General features: G+C 38.4%; 15 protein-coding genes. 10 read left to right on the top strand and 5 right to left on the bottom strand.

Going from position 1 to position 18,538, the window contains the following annotated elements; genetic code table 11:
- Positions 1 to 3 precede the first annotated feature (3 nt).
- Positions 4 to 1,314, top strand: a complete 1,311-nt coding sequence (gene murA, locus MQE36_RS11900; RefSeq protein WP_242936198.1) for a UDP-N-acetylglucosamine 1-carboxyvinyltransferase — start codon at positions 4 to 6, stop codon at positions 1,312 to 1,314.
- 76 nt (positions 1,315 to 1,390) lie between these two features.
- Here murA and MQE36_RS11905 read toward each other — a convergent pair whose 3' ends face one another.
- Entirely contained in the window at positions 1,391 to 2,698 is a 1,308-nt protein-coding gene (locus MQE36_RS11905; RefSeq protein ID WP_242936199.1) for a cryptochrome/photolyase family protein, read from the bottom strand.
- A gap of 14 nt (positions 2,699 to 2,712) precedes the next feature.
- Positions 2,713 to 3,168 (bottom strand): SRPBCC family protein, encoded by a 456-nt coding sequence (locus tag MQE36_RS11910; RefSeq protein WP_242936200.1) that lies wholly within the window; start codon positions 3,166 to 3,168, stop codon positions 2,713 to 2,715.
- 142 nt (positions 3,169 to 3,310) lie between these two features.
- On the opposite strand from MQE36_RS11910, the gene MQE36_RS11915 reads away from it, so the two are divergent.
- A complete protein-coding gene (locus MQE36_RS11915; RefSeq protein WP_242936201.1) occupies positions 3,311 to 4,162 on the top strand; it encodes a DUF2911 domain-containing protein in 852 nt (283 codons plus the stop codon).
- Positions 4,163 to 4,273: 111 nt separating this feature from the next.
- Here the strand turns inward: MQE36_RS11915 and MQE36_RS11920 are convergent, their stop codons facing one another.
- On the bottom strand, positions 4,274 to 5,392 hold the full coding sequence (locus MQE36_RS11920; protein WP_242936202.1) for a GNAT family N-acetyltransferase: 1,119 nt from the start codon (positions 5,390 to 5,392) through the stop codon (positions 4,274 to 4,276).
- Between the two features lie 7 nt (positions 5,393 to 5,399).
- Positions 5,400 to 6,371, bottom strand: coding sequence for a transporter (locus MQE36_RS11925; RefSeq protein WP_242936203.1), 972 nt, complete (start codon positions 6,369 to 6,371; stop codon positions 5,400 to 5,402).
- Between the two features lie 134 nt (positions 6,372 to 6,505).
- Here MQE36_RS11925 and MQE36_RS11930 point away from each other — a divergent pair, with 134 nt between their 5' ends.
- The 4 genes from MQE36_RS11930 to MQE36_RS11945 are packed head-to-tail and all read left to right on the top strand — an operon-like array spanning position 6,506 to position 12,027.
- Positions 6,506 to 6,790 carry a DUF4834 family protein gene (locus tag MQE36_RS11930; protein WP_242936204.1) on the top strand — a complete coding sequence of 95 codons (285 nt, stop codon included), beginning with the start codon at positions 6,506 to 6,508 and terminating at the stop codon, positions 6,788 to 6,790.
- A 13-nt stretch (positions 6,791 to 6,803) separates the two neighbouring features.
- Entirely contained in the window at positions 6,804 to 9,269 is a 2,466-nt protein-coding gene (locus tag MQE36_RS11935; protein ID WP_242936205.1) for a YfhO family protein, read from the top strand.
- Positions 9,266 to 10,546 carry a glycosyltransferase family 4 protein gene (locus MQE36_RS11940; protein WP_242936206.1) on the top strand — a complete coding sequence of 427 codons (1,281 nt, stop codon included), beginning with the start codon at positions 9,266 to 9,268 and terminating at the stop codon, positions 10,544 to 10,546. Before MQE36_RS11935 ends, MQE36_RS11940 begins: the two co-directional genes overlap by 4 nt.
- Positions 10,547 to 10,557: 11 nt before the next feature.
- Positions 10,558 to 12,027, top strand: coding sequence for a lipopolysaccharide biosynthesis protein (locus MQE36_RS11945; protein ID WP_242936207.1), 1,470 nt, complete (start codon positions 10,558 to 10,560; stop codon positions 12,025 to 12,027).
- 55 nt (positions 12,028 to 12,082) lie between these two features.
- Here MQE36_RS11945 and MQE36_RS11950 read toward each other — a convergent pair whose 3' ends face one another.
- Positions 12,083 to 13,261, bottom strand: a complete 1,179-nt coding sequence (locus MQE36_RS11950; RefSeq protein ID WP_242936208.1) for a hypothetical protein — start codon at positions 13,259 to 13,261, stop codon at positions 12,083 to 12,085.
- Positions 13,262 to 13,638: 377 nt separating this feature from the next.
- Here MQE36_RS11950 and MQE36_RS11955 point away from each other — a divergent pair, with 377 nt between their 5' ends.
- The 4 genes from MQE36_RS11955 to MQE36_RS11970 are packed head-to-tail and all read left to right on the top strand — an operon-like array spanning position 13,639 to position 18,402.
- Entirely contained in the window at positions 13,639 to 14,556 is a 918-nt protein-coding gene (locus MQE36_RS11955; RefSeq protein WP_242936209.1) for a dihydrodipicolinate synthase family protein, read from the top strand.
- Between the two features lie 11 nt (positions 14,557 to 14,567).
- On the top strand, positions 14,568 to 16,142 hold the full coding sequence (locus tag MQE36_RS11960) for an aldehyde dehydrogenase (NADP(+)) (RefSeq protein ID WP_242936210.1): 1,575 nt from the start codon (positions 14,568 to 14,570) through the stop codon (positions 16,140 to 16,142).
- Between the two features lie 3 nt (positions 16,143 to 16,145).
- Positions 16,146 to 17,147, top strand: a complete 1,002-nt coding sequence (locus MQE36_RS11965; protein WP_242936211.1) for a 4-hydroxyproline epimerase — start codon at positions 16,146 to 16,148, stop codon at positions 17,145 to 17,147.
- 1 nt (position 17,148) lies between these two features.
- Positions 17,149 to 18,402, top strand: a complete 1,254-nt coding sequence (locus tag MQE36_RS11970) for an NAD(P)/FAD-dependent oxidoreductase (RefSeq protein ID WP_242936212.1) — start codon at positions 17,149 to 17,151, stop codon at positions 18,400 to 18,402.
- Positions 18,403 to 18,538: the final 136 nt, after the last annotated feature.

An 18,538-nucleotide genomic window follows, 5' to 3' on the forward strand; every position in this document is an offset into this window, starting at 1 on the left:
TTTATGGGAACATTTAAAATTGAAGGCGGGCACCGGTTAAAAGGAGAAATTACTCCTCAGGGAGCCAAGAATGAAGCCTTACAGATACTTTGTGCCGTATTGTTGACACCTGAAAAGGTTACCATTCATAATATTCCGAATATTGTAGATGTCAACAAGTTGATAGACCTGTTGGAAAATCTTGGGGTTAAGATCCAGAAACTGGGAAAGGGTTCGTATTCGTTCCAGGCAGATGATATCAACCTCAGCTATCTGGAGTCAGAACAGTTTAAAAAGGACGGAAGAGGATTAAGAGGTTCTATTATGATAGTAGGTCCTTTATTGGCACGTTTTGGCAGGGGGTATATTCCAAAACCCGGAGGAGATAAAATTGGAAGGAGAAGGCTCGATACGCATTTTCAGGGTTTTATCAAACTGGGGGCAAACTTCAGGTACAACAGGGAAGAATACTTTTACGGAGTTGAGGCAGGCAGCTTAACAGGGGCAGATATGTTGCTGGATGAAGCATCGGTAACAGGTACGGCAAATATTGTAATGGCAGCTGTTTTGGCTAAAGGGACCACTACGATATATAATGCGGCTTGTGAACCTTATTTGCAACAGTTATGTAAGATGCTAAACAGGATGGGAGCTAAAATATCAGGAATAGCTTCTAATCTCTTAACGATTGAAGGGGTAGATAGTTTAGGCGGTACGGAACACAGGATGTTGCCGGATATGATCGAAATAGGGAGCTGGATCGGCCTGGCGGCAATGACGAAGAGCGAGGTTACTATTAAAGATGTAAGCTGGGACGACCTTGGCGTTATTCCTAATGTATTTGCCAAACTGGGAATCACTGTAGAAAAAAGAGGAGACGATATTTATGTTCCGGAACATAAAGATGGGTATGAAATTCAAAATTATATTGACGGATCAATCCTTACCATAGCAGATGCACCCTGGCCAGGTTTTACTCCCGATCTTCTTAGTATCGTATTAACGATAGCTACTCAGGCAAGAGGAGAAGTACTGGTTCATCAGAAAATGTTTGAGAGCAGATTGTTTTTTGTTGATAAACTGATCGATATGGGAGCTAAAATAATTTTATGTGATCCTCATAGGGCAACAGTAATCGGGCATGATTTTAAATCGCAATTAAAGGCCACTACAATGACTTCTCCCGATATCAGGGCAGGAATATCGCTGCTCATAGCTGCGCTGTCTGCAAAGGGTACTTCAACAATCCATAATATAGAACAGATTGACAGAGGTTATGAGTACATAGATGAAAGGCTCAGGGCTATTGGAGCGAAAATTGTACGAGTTGATTGATGAAAATAAATTAAAACGGGTGTCTAAAAAGTCTTTCTGGATACTGACAACTTTCATCCCTTTTTAGACACCCCTTTTAATTCAGCACCTTCCGGTAGGTATTAAGGCATCGATCCCGGGCTTCTTTATGGTCGATTATGGGTTGGGGATAGTTTAGTTCGTTGAGATCTTTTACCCATGTGTTTACGTATGTAAGGTCCTTATCAAATTTTTTAGTTTGAGAAGCAGGGTTAAATATTCTGAAATATGGAGCAGCATCGACGCCACAACCGGCTACCCATTGCCAGTTACCTATATTGCTGGCCATTTCGTAATCAAGCAATTTTTGAGCAAAATAAGCCTCTCCCCACCGCCAGTCAATAAGCAGGTGTTTGCACAAAAAACTGGCCGTAATCATTCTTACCCTGTTGTGCATATAACCGGTTTTGTTAAGCTGCCGCATTCCGGCATCTATTATCGGATAGCCCGTTTTTCCTGCACACCAGGCCCTGAATTCGTCTTTGTTATTTCTCCATGCTATCCGGTCATATTTGGGTTTAAAACTTTTATGAACAATGTGGGGGAAATGCCATAGTATCTGCATAAAGAATTCGCGCCATATAAGCTCGTTCAGAAAAGTTTTATCATTGGCTGTTAATGCTTTTCCAATGATCCGCCTGATACTAATTGTGCCAAAGCGTAAATGAGGCCCTAATAAAGATGTACCCTTTTCAGAAGGAAAGTCCCTCGTTTTGTGGTAGTCTGAAATAAGAACAGAAGAGGTGTTGTACGGCAATACTTTGATCCTGCTCTTTATAAAACCCATTTTTTCCAGTGTATAATGTTGAAAAGGGCCATGGTAAAAATGTTTTCCAAGTGGTTCAATTATATGCCCAGGGATATCGGTCTTTTCATTAAAGACCTCCTTCCATTTTTTCATGTATGGGGTATAAACCACGTACGGGGAACCATCATTTTTCAGTATTTGATTTTTTTCAAAGATCACCTGGTCTTTGTAAGTCCTGAAATCAATTCCTTTTTCAGACAAATAGTTTTTAATCTCTAGATCCCTTTGTATGGCCCCGGGCTCGTAATCATGATTTGCATATACGTGTTTAATATCTAATTCGTTAGATATTTTTTTAAACACGTCGACAGGTTTTCCGTAATGTAAAGAGATTCCCGACTTGTATTTTTTGAGTAGCAGTTCATTCATGGCCCCTAATGTTTCATATATGAAAGAAACCCGAGGATCATTTTTCTCTGATTGATCTAAAATGGTTGTATCGAAGATAAAAACAGGGAGTACGCTTGTATGCCTGCTCAGCGCTTCATAAAGACCTCTGTTGTCTTCAATTCTCAAATCGCGTCGAAACCAGAATACTGCAATTCCATTTTGATTCATAAGAATGTTATAGTTTATAGTTTTCCGAATATTTCATTTAATTTTTCCTTTCGGTAATCGAAAATTTCTTTTAGTTGTTTAGCTATTATGGAGTGAAATAGATTTCCGAATGTTCCATAAGGAAGCTTGTAATGGATGATGTCTTCTATCTCAATGCCATTCCGGACAGGGTTAAAGAAATGCTTATGGTGCCAGAAGCTATAAGGGCCAAAGCGTTGTTCGTCAACAAAATATTTTTTTTCTTTAACATGGGTTATCTCTGTAACCCAGTTCATCTTCATTCCTGCAAATGGACGAACAGTATAACTTACAATCTGTCCGGGGTATATGCTTCGTTCGGCTCCCCCGGTAATTTTAAAATTCATTAAATCAGGTGTGATAGCAGCAAGGTTCTTCGGGTCTGAAAAAAATGTCCAGCTTTCTTCGGTGCTTATGGGTAATATTTGACTTCTATGTAGAAAGTGAATCATTTATTTGTTTAATAAAATTTATATAATATTAAACAAATTTAATTTATTGTGGTTTATATTTTCTTAATTTTAATATAATGTTAATAAGGAAAAGCCTGTTAAATGAGTAAATTGCTGTATTATAAATCAACTATTATTTAAAATGAAAAAACTAACTTTAATTTTATTGTGTACATTTTTATCTGTTTCATTGACAGAGGCACAGGTTCAGACACCGGCACCAAGTCCGGGAGCTAAAGTGGAGCAGAAAGTAGGATTGACAGATATTTCTGTTAAATATTCAAGACCTTCTATGAGGGGGCGTACCGTTTTCGGAAATTTGGTACCGTATGACAAATTATGGCGTACCGGGGCCAATGCTAATTCTGTTATTACTTTTAGTGATGATGTAACTGTTAGCGGGCAGACCCTTAAAGCGGGATCGTATGCAATTTTCACAAAACCTGGTAAATCTTCCTGGGATGTTATTTTCTATTCGGATACCAATAATTGGGGTACTCCGGAAAAATGGGATGACAGCAAAGTAGCAGCGAAAGCAACCGTAGAAGTATATCCAATTCCGTTTGATGTAGAGACATTTACAATTGATTTTAATAATCTTTCCAATAATGGCGCATCGATGGGAATATATTGGGAAAAGACATATGTAGCGGTTCCTTTTGAAGTACCGACGGCTAAAAAAGCAATGGCCAGCATTGAAAAAGCAATGGCAGGGCCAGGAGCAGGAGATTATTTTCAATCGGCGGTATACTATTTGCAGGAAGGAAAAGATCTTGATAAGGCAGGCATGTGGATGGATAAAGCGATCTCTATGTCAGGAAATGAACCGCCTTTCTGGATGTTAAGACAAAAATCTTTAATATTAGCCAAAAAAGGAGATAAAAAAGGGGCTGTTGCAGCCGCTAAAGCTTCTTTGGCTGCTGCGGAGAAGGCCGGTAACGCAGATTATATTAAATTAAATAAAGATTCATTAAAAGAGTGGGGCGCGATGTAATAGTCGTTGCTTACAGAAAATAAAAGAAATCGTCTGAAAAGTCCTTATAGTTGTTAAATGTCAGGCAGAACCCTAAGGACAACAAATAACACTTTTTAGACGGTCTCTTTTTTATAGCTCTTTCTTGTAAGTCCTTCTTCTGACATACACTTGAGGATTAAAGTGTTTCCACATATTCCTGGCAGCAGCATTATCACTTAATTCAGGAGTTCTGATAAAATGATGAACCCCTTTTTCTGAAAAAATTTTGTAGAATTCATTAAATAACACTGCTGTAATTCCCTTGTTTTGATATTCAGGATGTATCCCCACCAGATAGAAGACAGCACTTTTGCTTTGTTTTTTTGCTTTGAGTAAATGAATGAAACCGAATGGGAATAATTTACCTTTAGCCTTTTGTAAGGCTTGCGCAAAACCTGGCATAACAATCCCGAAAGCGATAATATTATCCTCCTTATCAACCACAAACTTTATGTATTCAGGATTAATAAAACTGATATACTTCTTTTTGTAAAAATCGATTTGTGCATCTGTGATAGCCACAAAAGAAGAGAGGTTTGCGTATGCCCGGTTAAAAAGGGCGAACATCTGGTCGACATAGGGCATAACGTCTTTTGTTTTGGTAAAATTAAGCCCTCTTACACCATAACGTTTTTGAACTAGTTCGCCTCCCTTTTTAAAGAACTTCGGGTCGACATCATCCAGGTAAAATTCACTTTCGTTATATTCTTTCTCGACAATATAACCCAGTTGTTCAAGATGTTCTTTGTAATAGGGAAAATTGTACCAGGTAACCATAGTTCCCATATGATCAAAGCCGTCGATCATAACACCAACCTTGTCCATGTTGGAAAAACCCATCGGACCTTCTATGTATTCTAAATGATGTTTTTTACCCAGCTCCTCAACTTTTTCTAGCAGGGCTCTGGTAACTTCTATGTCGTCAATAACATCCCACCAGCCAAAACGTACTTTTTTTATATGTTGTTTTTTGATTTCTGACCAGTTCACGATTGCGGCCAGTCTTCCGACGGCCCGGTTATTTTTATAAGCTATATAAAAGAAGGCGTCTGCTGTTTCAAAAACCGGATTTGTTTTTTTATTAAAACTCTCAACTTCATCGGCGATGATGGGCGGCACCCAGTTTTTTGAATTTTTATATAATTGAAAAGGGAACTTTACAAATGCGGTAAGTTCCTTTTTTGTCACTGCTTCTTTTACTTCAATCATTTCTAGTTTAATTAGCTAAACCATTAAAGGAGTTATTCTTTTTATGTCGTTTTTGTTGCTTCCGCAAGGCTTTTTTTTCTTGTTTAGAGACGTTGTCTACTTTTTTGTATTCATCTTTATGGTAATCTAATCGGTATGAGACCCCCATGCCTGCAAGAAATCTCGAAGGGGTGTCTTTAATATTCAGTCCGATCGAAAAATCAAGCTGTAAGTCCTTGTCGATCAGGGTGGCACCTCCGAACCGGAAAAGACCATCGCCATAAGCGTCACTTTTTAGACCTTGATGTTCCGCAAAAATAGAATATTTCGGGTTCTTTAAGGTATGTGTCAGGGTAATTATATAGCTGAATATCGGGTCGTCTTCCGTAAATTTATCATAGATAAGGTTCGTTACCAGTACCCAGTTCCATCCGAAATGGTTTTGGGTAGCGATCATAGCCTTTGGACTCACAGTAGATTCGTCCGGATAATATGGATTGTTACCAAAGTTCATGTTCATACCTGCATAAACTGCTACTGCTGGAATGAGATCTTCCCATTGCGGTTTGTTGTTTGCCCTCCAGCTATATAAATTAGGTTTGTTTTTTTCCGGGTTTTTAAAAGGATCAAAAATAAGGTATTTAATACCAATCGTATTTTCTGTAAAATCCGTTCTGCTGTATTTAAATGCAGGAGAAGTGGAATTATCGGTGATGTTTTGATCGGTAAAGGTTCCGTCCCATATAATTTCCAGTTGTTCAAACAAGAATCCATATCGAATAGCAAACTCCCCGCTTTTAAGGTTAGAACTGCTTCTGAGCAGATCGTGTTCTCTTTTTTCAAATAAAAAACCGGCTTCACCCTGGATGACATTTTTACCAACAGCGAAGGCACTTACAGAATTGCCGGGTCTGTTTGAGTTTATAATCTCTGTGTATTGGGCATGAATCAGATGGTTGATGAACAAGAAAGAACAAGTAATGTAGGTTAGTTTTTTCATTTTTTGGGTTTTTAAACTTAAAGTTTGCCTATTCTGTTAACCCAAATATATACGATTTTATTATTTTTTTAAGTTACAATTTCTGATTTTACCATTATTAGATTGTATTTTTGAATGTTAAAAAGAAATATTAAATGGAGTTTTTGATTGTTATATTAACTATACTATTGATATACTTTGGTTTAAAAATTATGGGAAGAATATTAGTCCCGTTATTGTTAAAGTATGTCTCTAAAAAGATGGAGAGGAAGTTTAAAGAAGGTTTTGGTCAGTATCAGCAGCAGTCTCATAACACACAAAGAAGTCAACCCAAAGAAGGGGAAACAGTAATAGACAAAAACCCTGTCAGGACTAAAAAAGACCCATCGAGATCTTCCAAGAAAGTAGGAGAATACATAGATTTCGAAGAAATAGACTAACCAAATCAATTATATGAACTTTAGCTTAAGAAAGTTAGCACCTCACATTGTCGTTTTTTTATTGTTTATAGTTGCCGCATTAGCATATTTTTCGCCGGTACTTCAGGGAAAGAAAATTTTTCAGAGTGATATAGTTCAGTATATCGGAATGGCTAAAGAGCAGAACGACTTCAGGAAAGCAAATAATGAAGAACCTTATTGGACCAATAGTGCATTTGGAGGGATGCCAACATATCAGCTTGGAGCTAACTATCCGCACAACTATGTAAAAAAAATAGATAAAACCATTAGGTTTCTTCCCAGGCCTGCCGATTATTTGTTTTTGTATTTTATAGGCTTTTATCTTTTACTGTTGGTATTGAAAGTTGACTGGAAATTAGCTTTCATAGGTTCATTGGCTTTTGGTTTTTCTACCTATTTAATTATAATTTTAGGTGTAGGACATAATGCGAAAGCCCATGCCATAGGCTACTTTCCTTTTGTATTGGCCGGTATTGTCTTGAGTTTCCGGAAAAACTACTTATGGGGTTTTTTACTTACTGCAATAGCAATGGCTCTTGAAATTAATGCGAATCATTTTCAGATGACCTATTACCTGATGTTTTTAGTGATGGTGATGGGAGTCGTATATCTGATCGATGCCTACAGAACAAAAGAATTACCTCATTTTTTCAAAACAGTAGGCCTTTTGGTAATAGCAGTTATACTGGCTGTAGCTACCAACGCTACGAACCTTATGGCTACGAAGCAATATGCCGACTGGAGTACCAGGAGCAAAAGTGATTTAACGATTGATCCGGAGGGATTACCAAAGGAAAATAAAGGTGGGTTAAGTTATGAATACATAACGGAATATAGTTACGGAATAACAGAGAGCTTAAATTTATTTGTTCCCAGGCTTTTTGGTGGGTCTAACAGCGAATCATTAGGAGAGGAATCGAATACATATCAGTATCTGGTAAATAAAGGAGTGCCAAAAGACCAGGCCAAAAATTTTATTTCGGGAATGCCTGCCTATTGGGGAGATCAGCCTATTGTTGCGGCTCCGGCTTATATAGGAGCTGTAGTTTTCTTTTTATTTGTGCTATCCCTGTTTCTGGTTAAAGGACGTTTAAAATGGTGGCTTGTAGGGGGGATTGTACTCTCATTGTTATTGTCTTGGGGCAAAAACTTTAGCATTCTTACCGATTTTATGATAGATTATTTTCCAATGTACAATAAGTTTCGGGCTGTTTCGTCAATTCAGGTAGTTCTGGAACTCTGCATTCCGGTGTTGGCTATAATCGGATTAAGTAAATTCTTCTCTACAGGATTAAGTAAAGATGAAAAAATAAACGCTTTAAAAAAATCAGGAGCAATCGTAGGGGGGCTTATAGTGGTTCTGTTTATCGGGAAAGGTTTCTTTAGCTTTAATGCCCTGAATGATGCCTACTACAGTCAGCAGTTTTCACAAATGGGCCTTCCGGAATTGATGGATTTTATGAAGGAAGATCGAAAAGCCATGTATACAAGTGATTTACTGAGAAGTTCCGGGTTTGTATTGGTTTTAGCTTTAGTACTGTTTGCTTTTATCAGAGAAAGGTTAAAACTGGTTTACGCATATGTAGCTGTTGGTTTATTATTGGTGCTTGACCTGGTTGGTGTAGATAAGCGGTATGTAAATAAAGAAGATTTTGTAGCAGCCAGAAAATTAGACAAGCCATTTCAGCAAAATACAGCCGATACTGAAATACTGAAAGACACAACACATTTCAGGGTTTTCGATCCGAGTGAAGGATTAAACGGCGCCAGAACTTCATATTTCCATAAGTCTATAGGCGGTTACCATGCAGCCAAGCCCGGACGGCTCCAGGAATTATTTGAATATCAGATAGTAGATAATAATTCAGGCACAATAAAAAATGTAGGGATGCTGAACATGCTGAATGTTAAATATATTATTCAGCAGAGTCAAAATGGTGTTTACCCTGCACGTAATCCATACGCTAACGGAAATGCCTGGTTCGTAAAAGCATTATTAACCGTAGATAATGCCGACGAAGAGATGAAGGCTCTGGACAGTTTAAATGTGAAAACAGAAGCAGTGGTAGATGTTTCTGAATTCGGGAATCTAGCACATAATAAAAGCTTTTCGGTTGATTCACTGGCAAACATAACTTTAAAAAAATATAAGCCCAATCATTTGGTCTATACTTCAAACAATAATAATGATGGTTTAGCGGTTTTCTCTGAAATGTACTATCCACATGGATGGAAAGTAACCATCGATGGAGTAGCAGCAGAAAGTTTCAGAGTAAATTATGTGCTCAGGGCTCTTCATGTTCCGGCAGGAAAGCATACTATTGAATTCAAATTTGAACCTGAGGTGATTCAAAAGGGGAGTAGCATAGTTTTGGCCGGCTCATTATTACTGGCTTTGATTTTCATTGGAGGAATATTTTATAGTTTTAAGACTGCAAGAAGACCGCAGCCTGAATGAAAAAAGTACTGATCATAACATACTATTGGCCGCCAGCCGGCGGGCCCGGAGTTCAACGTTGGCTTAAGTTTGTTAAATACCTTCGTGAATTTAACATCGATCCGATAGTCTATGTGCCTGAAAATCCGGATTATCCAATGGAAGACACCACTTTTTTAACAGAGGTGCCTTCGGGTATAACGATACTTAAAAGACCAATATTAGAACCTTATCGTCTGGCTTCAGTATTTTCTAAAAAGAAAACAAAACGAATCAGTAAGGGAGTCATATCCTCAGAAAATCAATCAGTGATTGAAAAGTTGATGCTTTGGGTGCGGGGGAACTTTTTTATACCGGATGCACGAAAGTTTTGGGTGAAGCCTTCAGTAGCATTCCTTGGGAAATATCTGGCAGAAAATAATATTAGTACAATAATAACTACAGGTCCGCCACATAGTTTACATCTTATAGGGATGGAACTTCAGGATAAAACCGGGGTTAAATGGATCGCAGATTTCAGAGATCCGTGGACTACCATTGGATACCACAAAGCCCTTAAACTAACTAAAAGTTCGGAGCTAAAACACAAAGAACTTGAAAAGAAGGTGCTTCAAGCAGCCGATCAGTTAATTGTAACCAGCTATACAACCAAAAAGGAGTTTCAGAGAATAACAGATACGCCTATAGAGGTAATAACAAATGGTTATGATGTTCATTATTTTAATCAAACAGCATTAGATAATAAATTCACTTTGTCCCATATCGGTTCTTTGTTATCAGGCAGGAATCCACAAGTATTATGGGAAGTCCTGGCTGAGTTAAAGAAGGAGAGCGATTCTTTTTCTAATGATCTGAAAATACAGTTGGTCGGAGTGATTAGCGATGCCGTGATAAACAGTCTTAAAGAGAATGGTCTGGAGAATGATCTTCATCAGAATGCTTATGTAGCCCATTCCGAAGCGCTAAAATTACAACGCACTTCACAAGTATTAATGTTGATTGAAATTGATTCGAAAGAGACGCAATGTATTATTCCCGGTAAATTGTTTGAGTACATGGCTGCGGAACGACCGATTTTGGCTATCGGACCGGAAGAATGGGATGCTGCTCAAATTATACGTGAAACCAACACGGGGAAAACATTTGGTTATAAATCCAGAGAAAAGCTTAAATCTGCCGTTTGGGAGTATTATCTTAGTTATAAAAAGAACGAACTGAAAGTCTATCCAATCGGCCTTCAAAAGTATACCAGAAGAGCGTTGACAGAACATTTGAGCCGGATAATTAAACGAAATTAAAAGTAATAAAAATGGGAGTCGTTGTTAAACAATCGGTACAAAACACCATATATACATATATGGGGTTTGCAATAGGTGCTGTAAACACACTCTTTTTGTATACCAATTTTTTATCTGATCAGTATTACGGGCTAGTAGGATATATATTATCGGCTTCAAATATTTTAATGCCCCTTTTGACCTTTGGCGTACAGAATACCCTGGTGAAATTTTACAGTTCTTTTAAGGATGACAGTGAACAAGGTAAGTTTACCTATATGATGTTTCTGTTGCCCTTACTGATTATCATCCCGGTAGGAATCCTGGGGATTGCTGGATACGATATAGTGGTGTCGTTCTTATCGAGAAAAAACCAGATAGTAAGTGATTATGTATGGGTTATATATATCACAGCTATTGCTATGGCTTATTTTGAAGTGTTTTTTGCATGGACTAAAGTTCATATGAAGACGGTGTACGGAAACTTTTTGAAAGAAGTTTTTCTAAGGATTATTGTTATGTTACTCCTCTTTGCGGTATTTTTTAACTGGTTGTCGGCCGAAGGGTTTATTTTCGGGATGATGCTGGCCTATATTCTTCGGATGTTACTGATGATGTTGAGTGCGATAAAAGTTAAAAGGCCGGTTTTGGTACGGAGTTTACCAAATGATTCCAGTAAAATAATCAGGTATACCTCCTTGATTATTTTAGCAGGATCTATTGCCATGATTTTACTTGATGTTGATAAATTCATGATCGGGCAATATGAATCGATTGAAAATATAGCCTTTTACAATGTAGCGGTTTATATGGCCGCCGTTATCGTGGTTCCCGCACGTGCGATGCATCAGATAACTTATCCGTTAACAGCCAGATTGCTGAATGAAAAAGATAAAGCAGGGTTGAGTAACCTGTATAAGCGCAGTTCATTAAATCTCTTTATAATCGGAGGCTTAATTTTTTTACTTGTCGTTCTCAATGCTAACCAGTTATATCTTATTATTCCGGAGCAGTACAGAGGGGGAATAAGTGTTGTTTTTTTAATTGCTGTAGCTAAGTTGTTTGAGTGTCTTTTGGGGAATAACAACTCTATATTGTTTAATAGTGACTATTATAGGATGGTGTTGTTTTTTGGAGTCTTTTTAGCTGTTCTAACCATTTTTTTAAATACTGTTTTTATTCCTCTGTGGGGAATTAACGGAGCAGCCTTCGCTACACTGATGTCGTTTGTTGCATATAGCTTGATTAAGATCTGGTTTGTGTATAATAAGCTCCAGATGCATCCTTTTACCTTTAAAACACTTGGCACAGCTATTGTGCTGTTAATTTTTACAGGACTTTTTTATTTCTGGGACTTTACATTTCACCCCTTGGTGAATATAGTTTTAAAAGGAAGTGTTATTGCGATAGGCTATTTATTGGTTATTATAAAACTAAAGCTATCTGATGATATCGTAGATTTGACAGAAAAAATAATGCTGAAAACAAAACTCCGCAGATAATTTCATACCTGCAGAGCTTTTAGTAATCTAACCAAACCATTAACTAAATAAATGCTTATTCATTTCCTCTCCCTCTGGAATTGTTATTTCCTCTGGAGGAAGCGGTACTTCTTCTGGTTGCCGTACTTTTCTTTTCATACGATCTGGAAGACGACCTGTTAGTGTTGTATTTTTTCTGTGGTGCAGGATGTCTCTTTTCTGCACGGGGATTGGCGCTCGACCTTCTTGTTGAGTTCGAATTATTATTTGTATATCTTTTATTTCCGTTACTTCTTCTAGCATCTGAGGTCGGTTTGTGTGTCCTCGTATTTCCTGAATAATTTCTGTTTTTACTTTGCGTTCTTACAGATTTATTCTCTCTGTTTACTTTTCCGGGGTTATCATATCTTCTGTTAGAAGCCATATCGGCATTAGATCTTCGGGAACGTGTTTCATATACTTTTTTATTTCCATCATATCTTTTACTGACGGCCCTGGAGTTATTTCTTCTGCTTTCAGTTTCAACACTACGACTTCTTATGCGTTGTACGGTCGGAGTGTCTCTTCTGGTTGATACCCGTCTATCGTTTTTGTAAACATTTGTTCTTCTTGCGTTATCTCTGTAGTGATATGTTCTTCCGACAGTAGCGTATGATCTTCTGTGATTATCTCTATAAGGCTTGTAGTAGGTATATCTTACAGGTTCGTAATATCTTCTGTATGGTCTGTGGCTTACATAACAATATGATGGCCTTGGTCTTACAAAATACCTGTGATATGGACTGTATATATATCTTCTGTTATAGATGTTGATATACCCGGTATAGCGAATAAAGACTCCCCGCGGATTGTAATATGCGTAAAGGCCCCCGATTCTGTACAAACGATTATTTCGGTAGAAAATATCAATACTTCCTATCCTGGATACACGTCCGTAAAAATCATAATAAATGGGGGTGTTCAGCACCTGAATTACAGCTCCATAATCGTCATATTGAACATAATGGTCATATCCGTAACCGGCATTAAAACTAATATTTACGTTTCTTGTGTTAATGTTGACACCAACATGATTCGGGTTATCAATAGAGAAATCGAATTCACCATTAGGGTATACGGAAAAGGTGATGCCATCTTCAATAAAAATAAACTGATTACCATATCCGTATCCGTTAATAGCCGTCGAATTAGTTTTTGCATTTATAGCAAAGGGGCCTGTTAGGACCATGACTAGTAAAATTGCTAATTTTTTCATAACTAAGTATTTTTTGTTAAACATTTTATTCCGACTGGCTAGTCATTAATTGTAATTACAAGCACCGTGCCAAAAATCAAAATAAAAGGAAATCGTATGTTAGTAAGTTGAATGTCCGGGCTTTTCTTTTTTAAAAGAAAACCTCCCACATGTTAACAAATGAGAGGTTTTCAACTAACCAACCAAAAAACCAATCAAAACTAAGATCAGTTCATAAAAGTAAGTCTCAAAGTCCGTGCCAAAGTCTTCTTTTTAATAATAACGTAATTTTCTTAGTTGTTAAAAATAGCACAATAGTATTACTATGTGCATTTATTTATGTACCGTTGACAGGCTGTCTCTTATACATTTGTAATGTTCAATAAAAGTAAATTACAATGAGAAAAGTTAAATGGACTGGGGTGTATCCTGCAGTAACAACCAAGTTTAAGGAAAATGGTGATTTAGACATCCCGGCCTTTTTAAAGAATATTGAATGTCAAATAGAAGCTGGCGTTAATGGTATTATCATAGGAGGATCATTAGGGGAGAGCAGTACATTAACTCATGATGATAGGATTAGGCTTTTGGAGGCAACTCTTGAAACATTTGGAGAGCAAACAGATGTTATATTGAATATAGCTGAAGGGGCAACCAGAACAGCGATAGAGTTAGCTCAAAAAGCAGAGAAAGCAGGGGCTCATGGATTTATGTTATTACCCCCGATGATGTACAAACCGACGGATCAGGAAGTAGCTGATTATTTTAAGGCTGTAGCTAAAAGTACCGATTTACCTATTTTACTTTATAATAACCCTGTTGATTATAAAATAGAAATAACTCTTCCGATTTTCGAACAATTGGCCGAGATGGACAATATCCAGGCTGTAAAAGAAAGTACGCGTGATATCTCGAATGTTACCAGATTAAAGAACAGGTTTGGCGATCGATTTAAAATACTTTGTGGTGTTGATACTTTGGCTATGGAAGAGTTGTTAATGGGAGCCGACGGATGGATAGCCGGTTTGGTCTGCGCATTTCCGAAGGAGACGGTAGCTATTTATGAATTGGTAAGAGCAGGCAGGATAGAAGAAGCTTTAAAAATATATAGATGGTTTTTACCTATCTTAGAATTAGATATTAACCCACAATTGGTACAAAATATAAAACTGGCAGAGGTAATGACGGGTATAGGTACTGAACCGGTAAGAGCTCCCCGGCATATTTTGGTCGGTGATGAAAGAGAGCGGGTGATTAAAATATTAGAAGATGGACTGGCTGCCAGGCCTGAATTACCAGATTATAAAAACTTATAAAAGTACAGCCTATGATTACCGATAATTTAATTGCCGGAGATCCAAGTGGAAAGGGAAGTGAGGTAGTTAATTCTTATGATCCCGTTAAAAGGGAACGATTACCTGAAAGTTTTATATGCGCTACAGAAGAAGAGATTAATAAAGCCGTAGAAGAAGCACATGAAGCCTGGAAGATTTATAAAAATTCGAAAGCTCCGGAAAAGGCTGAATTTTTAAGGGTTATAGCAGAGGAGATTGAGGCGCTGGGTGATCTTCTTGTTCAACGGGCAATGCTGGAGTCCGGACTTCCGGAAGGCAGGATTGTAGGAGAGCGGGGACGGACTTGCGGACAATTACGGCTTTTTGCGGAACTGCTGGAAGAAGGAAGTTGGGTAGAAGCCATTATCGATGAAGCAATACCTGAACGACAACCACTTCCCAGAACAGATATCAGGAAGATGCTCCGGTCGTCAGGCCCCGTAGCGGTATTTACGGCAAGTAATTTTCCTTTAGCGTTTTCAACAGCCGGTGGCGATACCGCTTCTGCTCTGGCTGCTGGTTGCCCGGTGATAGTAAAAGCCCACCCTTCTCACTTAGGAACAAATGCATTGGTCGCAGAAGCAATTTCTAAAGCAGTTGTAAAATGTGGGCTTCCAGGAGGAGTTTTTTCATCAATACAGGGTTCGGGACATGAGACAGGACAACGTTTAGTGCAACATCCGTTAATTAAAGCTGTAGGTTTTACCGGTTCTTATAAGGGAGGAATGGCTATTGTTAAAGCCGCCAATGAACGTAACGAACCCATTCCTGTTTATGCAGAAATGGGAAGCACAAATCCAATTTTTGTGTTGCCTGAGAAAATAAAAAATGAAGCAAAAACTGTTGCAGGACAACTAGCCGTATCCGTAAACCTTGGAGCAGGGCAGTTTTGTACGAATCCGGGATTGATCATTGTAGAAAATTGTGAGGGGCTGGATGTGTTTATGGAATCCATGAAACAGGAATTTCAATCGTTAGAAGCAGCAACAATGCTTAATGAGGCAATTTACAAATCGTACGAAGCCAATAAACAAGATATAATTGATCAGAATCATGTGAACCCCATTTACAATGAAGAGAATGAAAATACGGAATGGAAAGGAAGACCGGCCGTAGCAAAGGTTACAGCCAAGGCATTTGTTAAAAACCCGGTATTGCATAAAGAGGTGTTCGGTCCATTTACACTGGTTATTGTCTGCAATGACAAGGCTGAACTTAACGAGGTAACTTTGGCTATGGAGGGACAGCTAACCGGCTCCGTTATTGGAACAGAAAAAGATATTGAAACCCATGAAAACCTAATAGAGAATCTTTCTCAAAAAGTAGGCAGGTTAATTTTTAATGGAGTTCCTACGGGCGTAGAGGTTTGTCATGCAATGCATCATGGAGGACCATTCCCTTCAACATCGAACGGTAAATACACATCTGTAGGGACAGATGCTATCAAACGTTTTGTACGTCCGGTTTCCTATCAAAATGCTCCTCAAAATATTTTGCCGGATGCTCTTAAGGACGGTAATCCATTGAAAATATGGCGTAAAGTAAACGGGGCAATAACTAAAGATTAACAAGTGAAGAAACGTTTTTTTTGTATAGATGCCCATACATGCGGCAATCCGGTTCGTCTGGTGGCCGGTGGAGGTCCGGATCTGGATGGATCGAACATAATGGACAAACGGTTACATTTTCTGAAAGAATACGATTGGATAAGGAAAGGGTTGATGTTTGAACCCAGGGGACACGATATGATGTCAGGAAGTATTCTTTACCCTCCGTCTGATCCGAAGAACGATATAGGTGTTTTATTTATCGAAACCAGCGGATGCCTGCCGATGTGCGGCCATGGTACTATAGGAACAGTAACGATTATGATAGAGGAGGGGTTGGTAATTCCAAAAGTACCGGGGAAGTTGCGATTGGAAACTCCGGCCGGATTAGTGAACGTTGAATACGTACAGGAAAATGGCAAGGTAAAATCGGTAAAACTAATCAATGTAGCGTCTTTTCTTTATAAAGAAGAACTCATTGTTAATTGCCCCGACTTAGGAGCGTTAGTTGTAGATGTAGCCTACGGCGGAAATTTTTATGCTATTGTAGATCCACAGAAAAACTTCAAGGGAATTCAGCATTACAATGTTTCGCAACTGGTAACCTGGAGCCCGGTTATCAGGCAATTATTAAACGAAAAATATGAATTCAGACATCCTGTCGATACCAATATTAATGGCCTAAGTCATATACTGTGGACGGGAGAAACAATTTCCGATAATGCTGATGCAAGAAATGCAGTCTTCTACGGCGACAGGGCTATAGACCGCTCTCCTTGCGGTACGGGTACATCAGCGCGGATGGCACAATGGTATGCAAAGGGTAAATTAAAAGAAGGAGAGCATTTTGTGCATGAGAGCTATATCGGATCTGAATTTATTGGGAAAGTAGAAGGTGTTACAACATGTGGTAATTACACTGCTATAATTCCCAGTATTACCGGTTGGGCTAAAATATATGGATACAATACAATTGTGATAGATGATGAAGATGATCCATATGCACATGGTTTTCAAGTAATTTAGTATGAGTAAAAAATCTGTACATATTATCGGGGGAGGAGTTATTGGTCTGTGTGCTGCATGGTACCTCAATGAGAGCGGAGCAGAGGTCACTGTAATTGATAAAGGAGACCTTAAGGATGGCGCTTCTCATGGAAATGCCGGAATGGTAGTACCGAGTCATGTGATTCCGTTATCCTCACCGGGTATGATATCCCAGGGTATAAAATGGATGTTTGACAGTAAAAGTCCGTTTTATGTAAAACCACGGATAGACCTATCACTGTTGCAATGGACGTATAAATTCTACAAGTCTTGCAATGAAGCGCATGTAAGAAGGGCAATGCCTGCATTATTTCGTCTTAACGAATGGAGTAAGCAGTTGTATAATGATTTTGTACTCAGACCGGAATTTGAATTTGATTTTGTACAAAACGGTTTGCTGATGTTGTATAAAACGGTGCATCAGGAAAAAGAAGAAAGAGAGCTTGCGGAAAAAGCCGGCGAAATCGGGTTAGAAGCACAAGTGATGGATGCAACCGGAATTAAAAAACTTGAACCGGGTATTCAGCTGGATGTGCTGGGAGGTGTTTATTTTCCGGGAGATGCAAATTTGCACCCGAATAAGTTTATGGAACAGCTTGTACGAGCACTTGAAGAAAAAGGAGTTCGTTTTATGACAAACACAGAAGTTGTTGATTTCAGGACGCATTCCGGCAAAGTAAAGGAGTTACTCTTTAAGGAAGGAAATCGTATTAAGGTTGATAATCTATTAATTGCCGGAGGATCATGGTCTTCCCGTTTACTGAAAAAGCTTGGAGTCAAAATTCACCTTCAAGAAGGTAAGGGGTACAGTGCAACGATAAAAAATGCAGATATAAAGCCGAATATTCCATCCATTCTGACCGAAGGTAAAGTAGCGGTATCTCCTATGGGAAAAGATCTTAGGATAGGGGGAACATTAGAGTTGGGGGGGATGTCTACAAACATAAATAAGAACAGGTTACAGGGAATTTTTGATAACCTGCCCAAGTATTATCCGGATTTAAAATTGAATCTGAATGATATAAATAAGGTTTGGTATGGTTACAGACCTTGTACACCTGATGGTATGCCTTATATCGATAAGGTTAAAAGTGTAGAGAATCTTTTTGTAGCAACAGGACATGCAATGATGGGAATGAGCATGGGACCGGCTACAGGAAAGTTAATTTCAGAAATGATAATAGACAGCAAACAGTCTATGGATACAACATTGTTTGGTGTCGACAGATTTTAATTGGGTTTAGGTTGGTTGTGAAGAAGAAATCATGGTTGGTCTTAAGCAGGCGGACTTTGGTTTCTTTTCTGTTTTAATTGGTAATAACAGTTATAAAAGCATCTCATAGAACGAGGGATAATACATAAATTGACCA

The sequence above is a fragment of the Zhouia spongiae genome (assembly GCF_022760175.1).
GTDB lineage: Bacteria > Bacteroidota > Bacteroidia > Flavobacteriales > Flavobacteriaceae > Zhouia > Zhouia spongiae.